Below are 14,782 nucleotides of genomic sequence, written 5' to 3' on the forward strand. Positions count from 1 at the left end.
ATGACTCAATACTACTACATCGCTTCAAGCCGTGAGCTTCCTACCGGCTCATTCGGTAAGAACAAAACGGTAATGACCATTCGGGATTACATTGAAAAAGTGAACCCATCAGCGAAAGATCAGATTGTTATGCAAGCGCTACTGGAAAAGGACCCGGAGGGGGATCAGCTGATGGATATCTACGAAACAGAATTGGACGCAGCCGGCTTGTATATAGCGGGTCCTATGAAATCAGTAGATGCATCGTGCCCGTTCCAGCACTCATACATTTATCAGGTAGACCCTGATGGAGGCTCATTCGAGATGAGTGATGCAAAGAAACGGTCTGCCCATGAATCTTTCCAATGCAGCAAAAAATGCATAACGGAGCTGTTCCGGTATATCGATCGTCATTTAAAGACTGGTGAAGAGCTGGAGCTGTACTCATGCACCGCATATGGGTTTGAAAGGTTTAGTGACTTGCCTAACCAGGATGATCTTATGATTGATTTGTCCACTTTCCAATTGGGGGACAATTTTGAGTGGAAAGAGCGCCAACTGATACGCGTAAGAAAGTAAAGTGTTTGACGAAAAGATATGGGGAAGTATCCATCTGGCCATCGGAAGTGTCCCAAACCAATGCGAACATGCCAATTTGTCCTCCATCCACTGGGATATCGTGCTGAATCAGTGCGGGAAGTGGGGCGGCGGCCGGCTTTGGTTTGATGACGTCTTGGTCCGGGAGAACGGCCGATTTGCATTGGATGAGCTGCAGGGTTTAAATCGTGAATAAGGCGGGATAAAGAAATGGATAAAACAAATCTGGCGAAGTCGTATGATATCGATTCACACCGAAGAGCAAACGCGCATCCGGCGGATTGGAAGGTGATCGAGAGAGACAAGTTTCTTACCAGCCTGCAGGATTCAGGTAAAATGAAACTTCTAGAAATCGGTGCCGGGACAGGGATAGACAGCCTATACTTTAAAGATCATGGTCTAAAGGTAACCAGCATTGATTTATCCAGTGAAATGGTGCGTTACTGCAGAGAAAGAGGACTGCAGGCGTATGTAATGGATTTCTATCATCTAGCATTTGAGGACGATTCGTTTGATGCCGTCTACGCCTTAAACTGTCTGCTGCATGTGCCCAAAAATGAAATAGGCGGCGTGCTGTCGGAAATCAAACGAGTGATGAAGCCTGATGGATTATTTTATATGGGATTATATGGAGGTACAGATTCCGAGGGGGTTTGGGAAAACGACTGGTGTGAGCCAAAACGATTTTTCGCCTCTTATTCAGATCGTTCCATCAGAGAGCTAACGGGGCAATATTTCAAGGAAATCAGCTTTCAAACCGTTCCTTTAAAAGAGGGTGAGCCCTATTTTCAGGGACTCCTGTTACAGAAATAATAATGATATCCATGGCGGGCAGTACCTCGGTTCGCAAACATGAAGATACGGAGGTTTCAAATGGTCACAGCGGATATTTTGTCCAAAGCGGCCGCATCGTTTGACTTTGATGTGAATACGCTGGAGTTTGTTAGCCACTCAACGAATGAGGTTTACCGGTTTTCGAAAAACAATGAATTTTATTTCCTGCGGATATCGGTTAAGCCTCTCGCATACGCAGAAAAGATACACGCCGAATTGGAATGGGTACACGATTTGGTACACCATGGCGTAAACGCCCCTCTGCCAATCTTAACCAAGGATCAACAGTTAACCGCCGTGTATGAAGAAGACGGGCAATGTTCTATTGCTGCTGTTTTTCGCATGGCACCGGGAAAATTCTTCGATAAAGGTAACCCCCACTTATGGGGGACAGACATCTATCATGCATGGGGAGAAATCATGGGGAAGATGCACAAGCATTCGAAGTCCTATATACCTGTGATGAAGGGCAGGCAAAGAGATCATTGGAGCAAGAGCGAGTTCAGCAATCCGAATTTGCATCATGGGAAGTACCGGGTGCTTCTCGAAAAATTACAAAGCCTTGAAGATCAAATCGATTCGCTCCCTCGGGAGGACAATGCTTATGGGCTGATCCACAATGATTTTCATCCCTACAATTTCATGATCGACGGAGATACGATTACCGTATTTGATTTTGACGACTGCATTTATGGCTGGTATGCACTGGACATTGCCATTGCGGCAGCACATGCGGTTTGGTGGGGGTCCCCTGGAGAAGACCGGAAGTCAAAAAATGAATTTGCCCGGAGATTTTTGGATGATTTTCTTGCAGGGTACTTCAAGCATCATCCGTTGGACTCTCATTGGATTCAGCGGATTCCCTTGTTTATGGATTACCGAAATATATGTTCCTTCTTCTGGTGGCTGCAGGATTGGGATGGTGATGAAAGTAAACTGAATGATTTTCAGAAGAATGCAATAACAGAGGCGGTGAAAATCATCGCAGATGGCCGCTCCTTTGACGGCTGTGAGATTGAAATGTAGCTTTACCAATTTCAAAGCGTCAGGACCGGGCTCCTGAATGGCCTTCACTGTATGGAAAGGGGAATACGCATGAATCGGAAGAATAGCATCCTTGCTGTTGCGTGTACCGGGATCGCTCTGTTGTTGTTCTTTATTGTGATTATGTACAACAATCCCCAAACCAGAGGACGAGTATCTCTTGAAAAGCAATTGAACACGATCATTGCTAACCACGCTGTTGATCAAATCAAGTCCCTTTCGCAAAATGAACAGACTTATCAGTTTATGGAACGCCTGAGCCCGACGATTCAATGCAAGAGAACATCCGACATCCAGGGGATGAACCGAGATTCGCAATATTATTATGTGACAACGTTAGTCGATAAGAATGTTGATGTTTATATCCGCAAAGGTGATTGGAAGGTCATGGGGATTCATTTGCAATAAACCTGTTGATTCAGAATCAGCAATAGATCGGCCACCTTGAGGTACAAGATTGAACGAAAAGCAAAAGCCGGAGATTCCCGTTGAAGGAATTCCGGCTTTGTTTTGCTACTTTGATTTATGCTTAGGCTGTGAGCTCCTTCAAGATTTGTTTCGGCAGAATCCCTGATTCCTGGTAAACGAGCTTGCCATCTTTGAATATAAGGGTGGTCGGTATGCTCATAATCTGAAATTGGGAAGAGGTCACCGGGTTATCATCTACATTCACTTTAATCACGTTAACCGAACCGCTTGTTTCCCTTTCAAAATCCTCCAGAATGGGAGCAAATATTTTACAAGGACCGCACCATGATGCCCAAAAATTCACAATCGTTACGCCTTCTGTCTGCATCATATTTTTAAACGTTGCGTCTGTTGCATGCTGGATCGCCATCGTTATCTTCCTTTCAATAATAAATTTTCCTACTCAAATCTCTCTGGTGTACATGTTCTGATCCTGCAGTCGAATCAGTACCTTGCCAAAACGCCCGCCCTGTTGGAAGGTTACTTGTCCAGACGGATATGCTTGGTCCAGATAGTCTGCAACGATTGTTTGGTTGCGCTCATCGGCAGGAAGACCATGTCTGCGAAGCCAGCTCATCATCTCCTGCAGCGCTTCTTCCTTCGACATCTCCACCGTTTTCGTTTCCCGGGTCACCAGGGACTCATAGGAATAGCCTTTGAGATACAGCAAATGGAGTAAATATCCCATTTCCGCTGGTTTGGACTTGTAAGGTTCGCCGGTGACGAGCGGCCAAATTTCGTTGACCAGACTATGTTCTGCGGAAGAAACGGGCAGACTGATATAACAGAATTTTCGGGCACATTGGAGCACTTTCTCTACGCTCGCCCAGTCGCGAATGACCGGGCACATCGAAACGAAGACGAGATCGAAAGCCTGGCTCAAGCCATTGGCTTGAACGTCAATTTCCTCAAACGGTACGGGGATAATCTTTATTTGGCCTTCGTCAAACCTGTCTATGTTTTCCTTCAACAATTCAACTTGTGGAGGAGAGGACTCGACGGCCGTTACACGGGCTCCCCGCTCTGCAAACGGCACCGAAAATACGCCCGAAGCGGCGCCGATGTCCAGCACAGAGGCATTCTTAAATGATACCCCTTGTCCCTCAATCCAGTTCAGGATCCGATTGGTTCGTTTTCTTCCCTCCGGGCTAAATGACTGCTCATGGAAAGCCTTGGCTTTATGATCAAAGTCTCGAGAAGGGTCGATGCCGGCCTGTTTGGACCTGTTTATATAGGTGTCGGGATCTTCTTTCCACGCTTTTTCCCAGCTGGCTTCATTAAAAAAATCGCTCATGATTTTTTAAACCTCCATAGATCTGTTATATCCATAATTGGAACAAGAAAAGTTTAAAACATTAAGGCTCTTGCTTGACCGAAACCATCGTAAACCTCACACCAAAGTACTTATAGAGAAGAGGGATGGTTCAAGTGAGATCCTCCTTTCTGTTCAGAAACATTATAGATCTACAATATCCATAATAAAATATACTCCATGGATTTGCAACGCTTTCTTCAGAAAAATTCATTGTATAGCTGTTCATATCCCTTCATAATTTTGATACGAGAGACTAAGATCTTAATTAAAGAACGTTAATGTTTGACAAAGGAGGAGTAATTTGATGTACAAGGCTATAGTCAATGATGATACATACATTTCGATTCTGGAAGACAGGCATGCTAACGAGCTTTATCATTTAATTGACAGCAGTCGTGAATCTATACGGCAGTGGCTTCAGTTTCCAGATCTTACGCATAAAGTCGAGGACACAAGAGCCTTTATAAGCAGGTCATTAAAAAGATTCGCCAATAACGATGGGTACTGGGCAGGGATATGGTATAAGGGACAGATTGCAGGGTCCATAGGTTTTCTAGGGATCGATTGGGAAGCGGGTCGAACAGAAATAGGCTACTGGCTAGGCTCACCATTTGAGGGGAAGGGTTTAATGACTTCTGCATGCAGAACGTTTGTCGCTCATGCGTTCCATGATCTGCGGCTTCGTAAAGTCGAGATCGGCGCAGCTGTAGGCAATATCAGGAGCCGAGCGATTCCGGAACGATTGGGCTTCACGCAGGAAGGGATTATACGGAATTACGAACGTTTACATGACCAATATTTAGACAGAGTCGTTTACGGTCTTACGCAACAGGAGTGGTTAGACCAGCAAACCATGTCCTAATTGGCTATCCGATCATCGGTAACCTCCAAAACGAGCGGGACTTATAACCGCTTAAAAAATCAGGCAGCGGGACGTTTTGTCGACCGGCTGCCTGATTCGTCATTAGGATGCTTAATTTATTTATTCATCGTGTCATCCAAGCCGGGCTGTGGGGCGAACCACCAGCTCGTTCACATCGACGTCCACTGGCTGCTCGATCGCATAGGCGATGGCTCGGGCAATAGCGGAAGCAGGAAGAGCATTGCGCCGGTACGTTTTCATAAAATCCCTTGCCCCGTCATCCGTAATGCTCTCAGCGAGCTCGGATTCCGTTACGCCGGGAGAAACGAGCGTTACCCGGATGTTTGCATCAATTTCCTGCCGCAAACCTTCCGTGATGGCGCGAACAGCGTATTTGGTTGCACAGTATACCGCCGCCGTCGGCGTGACCGAATAAGCCCCGATGGAAGCCACGTTAATCATATGGCCGGATTGCTGCTCCTTCATCACGGGTAGACCTGCGGCAATACCGTGCAGAACTCCGCGGATATTGACGTCGATCATCCGGTTCCATTCGTCGATTTTCAAAGCTTCCAACGGTGATAGCGGCATCACGCCGGCATTGTTCACGATGACATCGACCCGTCCGAACCGGGTTTGCGCCAAGCGGATAATGGACTGCATTTGCTCAATATTCGTCACATCCAGCTGTTGATATAGGGCGGACCCTCCTTCTGCCTCAATGAGGGAAGCCAGTGCTTCCAGTCTTTCTACGCGTCTGGCCCCCATGACGACATGGGCGCCCCGGCTCGCGAGAAGCTTTGCTGTAGCTTCGCCGATCCCGCTGCTTGCACCTGTAATTACAACTACTTTTCCATTGATTTCGGACATTGAACATTTCTCCTTTGGTATGCTAAGTTGCTCGATTCGAACTCCTGTGATGAAAAAGGGGCATCTCCCCGCTAATTTTCACGATAGAGAATCATGCCGGCGTGGTAGAGCACCGAATCGCGGAAATCACCGTCCGCTGTAAACCCTGTATCATCCACATATTCGATATGGTCGCCTACAATGGTGTACCTGCCTTGATAAGCGCTCTTCCGATTACCGCGCGCCTCGTCATACTGCCCGTTCGGCAGCAGCTCATGCCGGATGTAACCGTCTTTTGTCACCCACATGCCGATATACGGATGGGATTGTTCGTTTTGTGTAGTCATTGAATATGCTCCTTTCCTTTGCGAAAGCCGGATTGCATCCTGCCTTGTCATCGTTTTCTACAGTTATGTGATCCGGACCATGTTTCGCATTACTTACATGTTCATTATCGTTCCTTCGGAAAGAGAGACGGTAGCCGGATCATACAAGATGATTGCCTAATCCTCCAGAAGCGGATAAAGTTAAGCTAATCATATAGATCAAAGGGGGAAGAAGAGGATGGATGAATGGTTCGAGAAACAAAGAAAAGAACTGCTCCGGATCATCGAGAAGTTCACACCGGAGGACGGTACGCATGAAACGGAAGTTCCCGGTTTGCGCTTCATTCGCTCTTCCCGGTTATCCGAACCGGTATATTCTGTCTATGAGCCGTCCCTTTGCGTCGTAGCGCAGGGTTCCAAGGTGGTCATGCTGGGACAAGAGGTGTATCAGTATGACCCAAGCAGTTACCTAACCGCTTCAGTCCAATTACCGATTACAGGGCAAGTGATGGAGGCATCGAATGAAACGCCGTATTTAAGCCTGCAGATCCTTTTTGATATGAACCAAATTCTTGATGTGATTCAAGCATCCGATGATGCCATCCGAGCTGGGAATGAGACCAGCCGGGGGTTGAAGGTAAGTCAGCTCAATGATACGCTTCTGGATGCCGTGCTGCGGCTTGTGAAACTGGTTGAAACACCGCGGGATATTCCGGTGCTTGCGCCCTATGCCATGCGGGAAATCATTTACCGGGTGCTTCAGAACGAGCACAGCGCATCTCTGATGCAATTTGCCGTGATCGGAAGCCACGCACAGCGAATCGCGGGGGTGGTTGAGAAGATTAACCGCGATTTTGCCCTGCCTCTTCGCGTAGAAGAATTGGCTGCGGAGGCCCGTATGAGCACTTCGTCTTTGTACGATTATTTCAAAGAAGTCACAGGGATGAGTCCGATCCAGTTCCAAAAGCAGATCCGTTTGCAAGAGGCGCGCCGGCTGCTCTTCTCCGAATCGATCGATGCGGCGGAAGCTGCGTTTCAGGTCGGATACGAGAGTCCGTCGCATTTTAGCAGGGAATATGCCCGGATGTTTGGGATGCCGCCGGTCCGGGACGTTCGCCGATTACGGAGCAGTATTGTTGACGAAATGACGATTTCGGCGGAAATCAAATGAAATGAGATGAATTTATGGATTTTAAGCTGAGCCTTATTCCTTATGAAGATAAGACACTGCTATACAATCTCATACAACTATACCGCTACGACAGCAGTGAGTTTGATGGGCATGTGCTGAACAGGCACGGTCAATACTTATACAAATACATTGATCACCAATGGACAGATGAATATCGGAGGCCCTTTATGGTCTCTGTGGACGGGGAAATCGCTGGATTTGTTCTGGTCAGTCTGGATGTACCACAGGAGTATATGAAATTGAGCAAGGCTGAGAAAACAAATTTAATCAGTGATTTTTTTATCATGAGAAAATACAGGAGGAGAGGGGTAGGTAAAAAAGCTGCCTTTACCTTATTCGGGGAGTTCAAAGGGACATGGGAGATCAGGCAAACGGTTGGCAACAAGCCGGCGTATGCTTTTTGGAAACATGTGATTTCAGAGTATACACAACACGATCGTTATTGCGAAGACTTTCTTCAAAACGAGCAGTGGCATGGTCCGGTCTTTGTCTTTAATTCTGATACAGACGAGTCCGATGAAATACAGTGACATGATTTATAAGTGCAATCAAACTAACAAGTTGTTGGCTTGCAGATAGTAAGGGTTTAACAATACTTTTACCTTCATGTTGACATATCGGGAATTATCGATATAATAAAACTCATGAAATCACTTGAACCTATTGAAGTGTTTAAAGCATTGTCCAATGAAGCGCGTTTGCAGATTTTAGAGTGGTTGAAAGATCCTCAAGCCTATTTTGGCCCCCAGGAAGGGGTGGACCTGATCGAAGTTGGGGTTTGCGTAAGCCAAATTACAGCCAAGCTGAACATGACTCAATCGACCACATCCCAGTATTTGTCCGTGCTGCAGCGGGCAGGTCTGATTCATGCAACCCGGATTGGTAAGTGGACTTATTACAAAAGGGATGAAGAAGCGATTCAGGCCATCGCCTCGCACATCCAGAAAGACCTGTAATGATAGAGACTGGATTCAATTCAATGAATTCAGTTTTTATATACAAAACAAATCGATAATTCGAGATATGTAATATCGATTTTATTTTTTATCCAATACATCGACATATCCCGAATTGTGATTAAATAATGAGGAGATGTTTTCAATGACCAACCCTTCGATCTTGACCAACGATACGCATTCCAGCCAAACGAACCGATCCTCAAGGACCGCCACACTTGTGATCGTTGCTCATCCCGATTTGGAGCATTCCCGGATCAACAGGCGACTGGCCGAAGAGCTGGAGCGGCGGGGCAATGTGACCGTACATCGGCTGTATGAAGCCTATCCGGACGAAAAGATCGATATCGCAAGCGAGCAGGCGCTGCTTCTGGCGCACGATCGTGTCGTGCTTCAATTTCCTTTTTTCTGGTACAGCTCGCCTTCCTTACTGAAGAAATGGATGGATGAAGTGTTCGAGTTTGGATGGGCCCATGGACCAGGCGGGGTCAAGCTGAATGGAAAAGAGCTGATCATTGCCATCTCATCCGGAGGCTCTCCGAGCATGTACCAAGCCGGCGGCTTTCACAATTACTCTTATAGCGAGCTGCTCCGTCCGTTCCAACAGACGGCAAACCTGACCGGGATGATCTATCGGTCGCCTTTTGTTATTGGCAGAATCCGCGAAATCAGCGATGAGCAGCTGGAGAAGTATGCCGCAGAATACGCGGACTATGTAGAAGGCGCGAAAGCTGTATCAGGCACAACAAGTGCTTAACACGGTAAAAGATTAGTTCCCACGCATAAAGTTAAAGCCCCTCCAGGCGCCAAGCGCTGCTGTGAAGGGGCTTCTTTCGTTTAGCTGGTAGAACTTCCGCTATAAGGCACATTTTCGCGCAGATGCAATCCGTTTTGCCACCAAGCCGGCTATTGTACCGCTTTTTGCTGGCTCGTAATCGTCCCAAGGTGGATAGCCTCGTGCATCAAGGCAAAGTTGAACAACTCGGCAGCGGTCGTGAATTCAAAGGGTCCCATCACGAACGGGGACTTCAGATCCTGCTGAAGCATATCCGGCGTAATCTCCGAAATCTGGGACAGCTGATTGGCAAGCTGCTGCACCAATTCTTCTTGGGATGGCGGAGCAATCGTCCAGTCGGCCGGCTTTGTACCGCTGTTGAACAGCGTTTCGTAGGATGCCGGAATAGTCGACGCTGAACCGAAGCACAGCTGCTGATATCGATCGAGCCAAAATACGATATGCCCGACGTTCCAGCGGATTGTATTTCGGAAGCCTGCTGGCGTTATGTCGAAGAGCGATTCCGGTATGCCCTGAACCTGACCGATCACCAATTGATGCAGCACCTTGCCTGTATTCACGATAGATTGTGTACTCATTTGTAATTCCTCCTTAGTGGTTTGTGGGATGGTTTATTTCGTTCTTGTTACCAAGTTTACCGGTCCAGACCATAAGCAACAATCACGTAATTCCGATGGTATGAATCGTTTTCACTAATGGATCTTTCATCGTATGGGAAATCCTTCCGTCCTCCGTTATACTGGATATAGAACTTAACATGGCAGCATACGAACCAATGGGAAGGAGACGTCCATGGAACTTCGACAGCTTGAATACTTTGCAGCGATATGTAAAGAAATGCATTTCTCCCGGGCCGCCGAGAATCTCTGCACGACACAGTCGAATTTGAGCCAGCAAATCAAGTTTCTGGAAAAGGAGCTGGGGATGCCTCTGTTTGACCGGATCGGCAAAAAGATTGCTTTAACCGATGCCGGCCGGATCCTGCTCGAACAGAGCCAGCTGATCTTTGAGAGGGTGGATTACATCCAGGGAGCCATCTCGGATCTTAAAAAAATGGAGGGCGGCAAGCTGGACATCGGCATACTGCCAGGGGATGGGGACCTGCTGTTTGACGCGCTGCTGCTTGATTTTCACCGGGCTTACCCCAAACTGTCCATTTCGGTCAGCGAAACGACGAACGTATATGAAGAGGTTTTGGCCGGGAACAGAGACTTGGGCGTCACGACGATGCCTGAGCGGCCCGACGATCGTATGGCCATCATCCCGCTGTTTCATGAGGAGTTTGCGCTTGCCGTCCGATCGGATCATCCCGCTGCCCGATTAAAAGCCATCCCCTTTGAACAGCTGAAGGAGCTGGATATGGTCACCTTCGGCCCCGACCACCAGATCACGAAGCTGATTCGGGCCTGCTGCCAGGAAAAAGGGATGGAGCTGCATCATCCGATGGTGACCTCGACGCTTTCGACGCTTCTCTCCATGGTAGAGCAGGGAATTGGAGCATGCATTCTTCCCCGGTTGCTGCTCGACAACCTTGGCCGGGAACAAATCACCGCAGTCACGCTTCTGCATCCAACACCGAGCCAGGAGATCTGCATTATTTACCGAACGGATAAATATCTGGGGAAGGCAGGCCGCATATTCATTGAGGCATTACAAGCTTACATAGAGCGTGTAATTGAAAGCGCAAACCGTTCGCTTGGTTAAACGGATCATGAAATGAAGTGGAGGGAAGTCAATGGAAGCCTTTCAGGATCAACCACAATCGGATTTTACAGGGATCAAGCTTGAGTTGATTTACGTTCTGAATGTGATGACCATGAACAAAATTCCTTGGACACGCAACACGCTGGCGGCTATGAAAATAAAGATGGATCAACAGAAGCGAATTCATATATACCGGTAAACGATTGTCACTAGATTACAAAAGAGGAGAGACGACATATGCGCATCCAATTGGACCGTTTTCCTAACGGTGTGAATAAGGCGGTGACGCTCAGCTTTGACGACGGGCGGGACCATGACCGCAAATTAGTCGGTCTGCTGAACGACTATGGCCTCAAGGGGACGTTTCATCTGAACAGCGGGAATCTCGGCAGAGCAGGATATATTGACAGATCGGAAGTTGCAGCCCTGTTTCAGGGTCATGAAGTTTCGGCTCACACGGTGGACCATCCCTTTCTGGAACAAACGCCTCCGGATCAAGTCCTGGAGCAGGTGGTGGCAGACCGCAAGGCATTGGAGGAGCTCGTCAGCTATCCGATCAAAGGGATGAGCTATCCGTTTGGTACCTACAGTGATCAAGTTGTGGCCATATTGCGGTCCATCGGTATGGACTACGCCCGTACGGTGAGCAGCCATGGCGGCTTCCATAAGCCGGACGACTGGCTCCGCTGGCATCCGACCTGTCATCATAAGCAAATGGTCGAATACGCCGATCAATGGATTCATATGCAGCAAAGATATTCGAGAATGTCGCTTTTTTACGTCTGGGGACACAGCTATGAATTCGATAACGACAATAACTGGGACTTGGTAGAGCGGTTCGGTGAGATGATCGGCGGCAAGGACGACACTTGGTACGCGACGAATGCGGAAATTTACGCCTACTGCAAGGCCGTGGAAGGACTCCGGTATTCTGCCGATTCACGCCTCATTCATAATCCGTCGGCCCTATCGGTATGGGTTAGCGTAGATGGGGACCCGATCGAAGTCCGCTCCGGAGAAATCATACGTTTATAAACAGACTATATGAGTCAGACCCGTTTACGAGGAAGCCGCTAGGTCGGCTTTCTTTTTTTTGTCGCCACTCCAGATCGGCCCGGATCGTCGTTTCGTAACAAATTCCATGTCCATCGTAACTTATTCATACTGGCAGCATCCCGCGCACGATTAAGATAGACATGGATTCACCATTAAGCGTGATAGTCTAAAGCTCATCACACACGCAGGGAGTGCAGGCCAGTGAAAAAAGCAGTTGGATCTCCAAGCATGAATATGCGCGAGCATGTCTCACGGGCGGATTTGCATTACCGTCATACCGTGGAGCGAAGTGAGGGCGGCCTTCCGCTCGGAAACGGCCGGATGGGCAGTCTCATTTGGACTTCCCCCTCGGCGCTCAAGTTTCAAATCAACCGGGCCGATGTGTATGCGAACGGCAGCCGTACCAACAGCTTCAACCAGCGGCACTCGGATTATGCTTACGGCTGCGGCTTTGTCGATATCGACCTGGTGGATTATGGCGAAGATGTATTTAATGACAAAGGAATTCGTCAGCATCTAAGCCTGTATGACGCGACGGCATCGATTGCGGGGATTGGGGTGGCGGCGGAGGCGTTTGCTGCGTCCGGGCATGATGTGTTCGGCGTCCGGATACATGATCGGCGGCCGGCGCCGCAAGGGGTCAACATTAAGCTCAAAATGCTGCGTCCGGCAGAGGTCGTGACCAAAAACCACTCCGCCGTATCACGCCTCATAATAAGGGACGGCATGATGGTGCTTCATCAGCAATTCCGCGAAGGAGACTATTTCTGCGCTTCAGCGGTTGTTATTGCGATAACGGGAAGGGACGCGCAGGTGAGGATGAACGACGAGTACGGCGGCCGGAAGCCAGTCGGCGCTTATCGGGAAAATCTGATCATCGGGCAGCCGAATGAGACAGAAATGCGCCTGTGTGTTCAACCAGGAAACGGCAGTTTTGATATCTTTATGAGCAGCGCAGCCAGCTTTGATGAGCAGGAAGATGTCATCGGGGAAGCGATCCGAACGGTGCGGCATGCCATGCAGTCGGGATATGACGTGCTGCTGGCGGAGCATCGCAAGTGGTGGCATTCCTTTTGGGACAAATCGTATATCCGCCTTCATAGCGAGGACGGGCATGCCGAATTTGTCGAGCAGCATTACACGTATTATGTATACCTGATGGCATCCAATTCGCGGGGTTCACAATTTCCTCCGAATTTCGGCGGCATGCTGCTCAGCCCGCGCGGCGATCTTCGGCACTGGGGGGCCATGCATTGGTGGAACAATATGAATTTGTATTATAACGCCGTACTGCCAACCGGGCATGATGAACTGTTTCATCCGTATTTCAACATGTATTCAGCCATGTACGACTCGTGTGCAGCCGCCGCAAGGCAGCAGTGGGGAAGCCAAGGCATTTATATCCCGGAAGTCGTGTCCTTTGATGGCGTGGAGGAACTGCCGGAAGACATTGCCGAGGAAATGAGGAACCTCTATTTGCTGCGCAAGCCGTGGGAGCAGATGTCATCCCGGTTTCGCGAGTATGCTTACTCCAAGCGGCCGCATGAGAGCCGTTGGAACTGGAAGTATCACGAAAAATATGTGGACGGCAGGTTTACGTACAAGGAACGAGGTTACGGCCCCTTTGGATTCACGACCCACATGTTCGCCACCCAGGTCGGAATTGCGTACCACTACTGGTTGTACTATGAGTTCACCAAGGATGAAGAATGGCTGCGTGAGCGCGCATATCCGATCATTCGGGGCGTCGCCGAGTTTTTCCGCCACTACCCCAACCTGCGGAAGGATGAGGACGGACTGTATCACATGTATCACACGACCAGCGACGAAAAATATTACGGCGGCAAAGACACGATGGATTCGATGGCGGGCATGCATACGATCTTCCCGATCGTCCTGCGGGCTTCGGACCTACTCGGATTGGATCGCGATATACGGCCGGCGTGGCAGGAGCTTTACGAGCATCTGGCCCCGCTTCCGCGAAGCGACCAAGCAGACGCCGTCCTGAAAACGGGAGAAGGGGAAGCGGCCGTATGGGTCGGCGCTCTCGGTCCCGTATTGGATCAGAAGAGCCATATCGACGTGAAGCCTGCCTATTTCGGCGGCTTATGTTCCCTCGAGACCGCCGGGAGTAACCTAGACATGTTTAAGACGACTATGGCGACGGTTCGGTACCAGGAGGAGCTTCTCGATCACGACTGGAGCCGTGCTGCCTCTGAAATGTCGGGGATGGCACGCGTATTGGCTAATATGGGGCTTGCCGAGCCTTTTAAGCAGGTCGTGCTGGCCCAGTTGGAATGTGTCAACGCGGAGCGGGACTACTGCTATTTCAACGATACAGGCCGAATCAAATCGTTTGAAAACCGCTTGACCGTCAGGGAAGGGGTGAACTGCATCAGCATTCAGCGTCTTGGTAACGCCGCAGCTGCGTTGCAATCGGCGCTGTGTCAAAGCCAGCCTGCAGGCCCAGGCCAGGATTCGGTTATCCGTCTGTTCCCTGCATGTCCAGTGGATTGGGACGCCGAATTTTCGCTATGGTGTCCTGGTGGATTTAACGTCAAATCGGCTGTTCAGGGTGGAGATATACAATATGTAAGGATCACGTCCTCCCTGGGAGGGATATGCCGTATCCGGAATCCATGGGGAGAAGGCGAAGTACGCCTGCGGAAGGTAGGAGGCGAGGTTCAAATGCTGGAAGGTTCGCTGCTCCAGTTTGAGACGGAGTTAGGTGATGAATTCAAACTGTATCCGAATTGATAATCCAAAAAGGCCGATTCACAGCGATGTGAATCGGCCTTTTGGAT

19 protein-coding genes are annotated in these 14,782 nt (G+C 49.0%); 14 read left to right on the forward strand and 5 right to left on the reverse strand.

All coding sequences use genetic code 11. The features are described from left to right. From ABIE48_RS13200 to ABIE48_RS13220, 5 genes are all read left to right on the forward strand, one after another. A complete protein-coding gene (locus ABIE48_RS13200) occupies positions 1 to 558 on the forward strand; it encodes a hypothetical protein (protein ID WP_192714310.1) in 558 nt (185 codons plus the stop codon). A 1-nt stretch (position 559) separates the two neighbouring features. Then, entirely contained in the window at positions 560 to 772 is a 213-nt protein-coding gene (locus ABIE48_RS13205; protein ID WP_192714309.1) for a hypothetical protein, read from the forward strand. 14 nt (positions 773 to 786) lie between these two features. Next, complete coding sequence (locus ABIE48_RS13210) at positions 787 to 1,389, forward strand: class I SAM-dependent methyltransferase (RefSeq protein WP_192714308.1); 603 nt, start codon at positions 787 to 789, stop codon at positions 1,387 to 1,389. A gap of 60 nt (positions 1,390 to 1,449) precedes the next feature. After that, positions 1,450 to 2,436 (forward strand): phosphotransferase enzyme family protein, encoded by a 987-nt coding sequence (locus tag ABIE48_RS13215; protein ID WP_192714307.1) that lies wholly within the window; start codon positions 1,450 to 1,452, stop codon positions 2,434 to 2,436. Positions 2,437 to 2,505: 69 nt separating this feature from the next. After that, positions 2,506 to 2,862 (forward strand): hypothetical protein, encoded by a 357-nt coding sequence (locus ABIE48_RS13220; RefSeq protein WP_192714306.1) that lies wholly within the window; start codon positions 2,506 to 2,508, stop codon positions 2,860 to 2,862. 121 nt (positions 2,863 to 2,983) lie between these two features. Here ABIE48_RS13220 and trxA read toward each other — a convergent pair whose 3' ends face one another. After that, positions 2,984 to 3,292, reverse strand: coding sequence for a thioredoxin (gene trxA, locus ABIE48_RS13225; RefSeq protein ID WP_192714305.1), 309 nt, complete (start codon positions 3,290 to 3,292; stop codon positions 2,984 to 2,986). Positions 3,293 to 3,325: 33 nt separating this feature from the next. After that, complete coding sequence (locus tag ABIE48_RS13230; RefSeq protein ID WP_192714304.1) at positions 3,326 to 4,216, reverse strand: methyltransferase domain-containing protein; 891 nt, start codon at positions 4,214 to 4,216, stop codon at positions 3,326 to 3,328. A gap of 325 nt (positions 4,217 to 4,541) precedes the next feature. Between ABIE48_RS13230 and ABIE48_RS13235 the strand changes: the two genes are divergently transcribed. Beyond that, positions 4,542 to 5,099: a GNAT family N-acetyltransferase gene (locus ABIE48_RS13235; RefSeq protein WP_192714303.1), complete on the forward strand. Its 558-nt coding sequence runs from the start codon at positions 4,542 to 4,544 to the stop codon at positions 5,097 to 5,099. A gap of 132 nt (positions 5,100 to 5,231) precedes the next feature. On the opposite strand, the gene ABIE48_RS13240 is transcribed toward ABIE48_RS13235, so the two are convergent. Both ABIE48_RS13240 and ABIE48_RS13245 read right to left on the reverse strand, forming a co-directional pair. Then, entirely contained in the window at positions 5,232 to 5,969 is a 738-nt protein-coding gene (locus ABIE48_RS13240) for an SDR family oxidoreductase (RefSeq protein WP_192714302.1), read from the reverse strand. Positions 5,970 to 6,040: 71 nt separating this feature from the next. Then, positions 6,041 to 6,295, reverse strand: coding sequence for an Atu4866 domain-containing protein (locus ABIE48_RS13245; protein WP_192714301.1), 255 nt, complete (start codon positions 6,293 to 6,295; stop codon positions 6,041 to 6,043). Positions 6,296 to 6,512: 217 nt separating this feature from the next. On the opposite strand from ABIE48_RS13245, the gene ABIE48_RS13250 reads away from it, so the two are divergent. The 4 genes from ABIE48_RS13250 to ABIE48_RS13265 all read left to right on the forward strand — a co-directional run bounded on the left by ABIE48_RS13250 (position 6,513) and on the right by ABIE48_RS13265 (position 9,179). Beyond that, positions 6,513 to 7,445, forward strand: a complete 933-nt coding sequence (locus tag ABIE48_RS13250) for an AraC family transcriptional regulator (RefSeq protein ID WP_192714300.1) — start codon at positions 6,513 to 6,515, stop codon at positions 7,443 to 7,445. A gap of 14 nt (positions 7,446 to 7,459) precedes the next feature. Next, positions 7,460 to 7,996 (forward strand): GNAT family N-acetyltransferase, encoded by a 537-nt coding sequence (locus ABIE48_RS13255; protein WP_192714299.1) that lies wholly within the window; start codon positions 7,460 to 7,462, stop codon positions 7,994 to 7,996. Between the two features lie 114 nt (positions 7,997 to 8,110). After that, positions 8,111 to 8,422, forward strand: a complete 312-nt coding sequence (locus tag ABIE48_RS13260) for an ArsR/SmtB family transcription factor (protein WP_192714298.1) — start codon at positions 8,111 to 8,113, stop codon at positions 8,420 to 8,422. Positions 8,423 to 8,567: 145 nt separating this feature from the next. Further along, complete coding sequence (locus tag ABIE48_RS13265) at positions 8,568 to 9,179, forward strand: NAD(P)H-dependent oxidoreductase (protein WP_192714297.1); 612 nt, start codon at positions 8,568 to 8,570, stop codon at positions 9,177 to 9,179. Between the two features lie 149 nt (positions 9,180 to 9,328). Here ABIE48_RS13265 and ABIE48_RS13270 read toward each other — a convergent pair whose 3' ends face one another. Further along, the gene (locus ABIE48_RS13270; protein WP_192714296.1) at positions 9,329 to 9,796 is read right to left on the reverse strand and encodes a DinB family protein; all 468 of its coding nucleotides are present in this window, start codon (positions 9,794 to 9,796) and stop codon (positions 9,329 to 9,331) included. 214 nt (positions 9,797 to 10,010) lie between these two features. Here ABIE48_RS13270 and ABIE48_RS13275 point away from each other — a divergent pair, with 214 nt between their 5' ends. The 4 genes from ABIE48_RS13275 (at position 10,011) to ABIE48_RS13290 (ending at position 14,735) form a co-directional block, all read left to right on the forward strand. Then, a complete protein-coding gene (locus ABIE48_RS13275) occupies positions 10,011 to 10,922 on the forward strand; it encodes a LysR family transcriptional regulator (RefSeq protein WP_145020064.1) in 912 nt (303 codons plus the stop codon). Positions 10,923 to 10,953: 31 nt separating this feature from the next. Then, a complete protein-coding gene (locus ABIE48_RS13280; protein ID WP_192714295.1) occupies positions 10,954 to 11,121 on the forward strand; it encodes a hypothetical protein in 168 nt (55 codons plus the stop codon). A gap of 38 nt (positions 11,122 to 11,159) precedes the next feature. Continuing rightward, on the forward strand, positions 11,160 to 11,957 hold the full coding sequence (locus tag ABIE48_RS13285) for a polysaccharide deacetylase family protein (RefSeq protein WP_192714294.1): 798 nt from the start codon (positions 11,160 to 11,162) through the stop codon (positions 11,955 to 11,957). Between the two features lie 222 nt (positions 11,958 to 12,179). Next, positions 12,180 to 14,735, forward strand: a complete 2,556-nt coding sequence (locus tag ABIE48_RS13290; protein WP_192714293.1) for a glycosyl hydrolase family 95 catalytic domain-containing protein — start codon at positions 12,180 to 12,182, stop codon at positions 14,733 to 14,735. Positions 14,736 to 14,782: the final 47 nt, after the last annotated feature.

The sequence above is a fragment of the Paenibacillus sp. OAE614 genome, assembly GCF_040546645.1.
GTDB classification, from domain to species: Bacteria; Bacillota; Bacilli; order Paenibacillales; family Paenibacillaceae; genus Paenibacillus_AQ; species Paenibacillus_AQ favisporus.

What these genes read in the sequence shown, in the direction of transcription:
- ABIE48_RS13240 (WP_192714302.1), bottom strand. Translation starts at nt 5,969, where the DNA reads ATGTCCGAAATCAATGGAAAAGTAGTTGTAATTACAGGTGCAAGCAGC.
- ABIE48_RS13245 (WP_192714301.1), bottom strand. Translation starts at nt 6,295, where the DNA reads ATGACTACACAAAACGAACAATCCCATCCGTATATCGGCATGTGGGTG.
- ABIE48_RS13210 (WP_192714308.1), top strand. Translation starts at nt 787, where the DNA reads ATGGATAAAACAAATCTGGCGAAGTCGTATGATATCGATTCACACCGA.
- ABIE48_RS13280 (WP_192714295.1), top strand. Translation starts at nt 10,954, where the DNA reads ATGGAAGCCTTTCAGGATCAACCACAATCGGATTTTACAGGGATCAAG.
- ABIE48_RS13255 (WP_192714299.1), top strand. Translation starts at nt 7,460, where the DNA reads ATGGATTTTAAGCTGAGCCTTATTCCTTATGAAGATAAGACACTGCTA.
- ABIE48_RS13235 (WP_192714303.1), top strand. Translation starts at nt 4,542, where the DNA reads ATGTACAAGGCTATAGTCAATGATGATACATACATTTCGATTCTGGAA.
- ABIE48_RS13270 (WP_192714296.1), bottom strand. Translation starts at nt 9,796, where the DNA reads ATGAGTACACAATCTATCGTGAATACAGGCAAGGTGCTGCATCAATTG.
- ABIE48_RS13275 (WP_145020064.1), top strand. Translation starts at nt 10,011, where the DNA reads ATGGAACTTCGACAGCTTGAATACTTTGCAGCGATATGTAAAGAAATG.
- ABIE48_RS13260 (WP_192714298.1), top strand. Translation starts at nt 8,111, where the DNA reads ATGAAATCACTTGAACCTATTGAAGTGTTTAAAGCATTGTCCAATGAA.
- ABIE48_RS13265 (WP_192714297.1), top strand. Translation starts at nt 8,568, where the DNA reads ATGACCAACCCTTCGATCTTGACCAACGATACGCATTCCAGCCAAACG.
- ABIE48_RS13220 (WP_192714306.1), top strand. Translation starts at nt 2,506, where the DNA reads ATGAATCGGAAGAATAGCATCCTTGCTGTTGCGTGTACCGGGATCGCT.
- ABIE48_RS13230 (WP_192714304.1), bottom strand. Translation starts at nt 4,216, where the DNA reads ATGAGCGATTTTTTTAATGAAGCCAGCTGGGAAAAAGCGTGGAAAGAA.
- ABIE48_RS13250 (WP_192714300.1), top strand. Translation starts at nt 6,513, where the DNA reads ATGGATGAATGGTTCGAGAAACAAAGAAAAGAACTGCTCCGGATCATC.
- ABIE48_RS13285 (WP_192714294.1), top strand. Translation starts at nt 11,160, where the DNA reads ATGCGCATCCAATTGGACCGTTTTCCTAACGGTGTGAATAAGGCGGTG.
- ABIE48_RS13200 (WP_192714310.1), top strand. Translation starts at nt 1, where the DNA reads ATGACTCAATACTACTACATCGCTTCAAGCCGTGAGCTTCCTACCGGC.
- trxA (WP_192714305.1), bottom strand. Translation starts at nt 3,292, where the DNA reads ATGGCGATCCAGCATGCAACAGACGCAACGTTTAAAAATATGATGCAG.
- ABIE48_RS13215 (WP_192714307.1), top strand. Translation starts at nt 1,450, where the DNA reads ATGGTCACAGCGGATATTTTGTCCAAAGCGGCCGCATCGTTTGACTTT.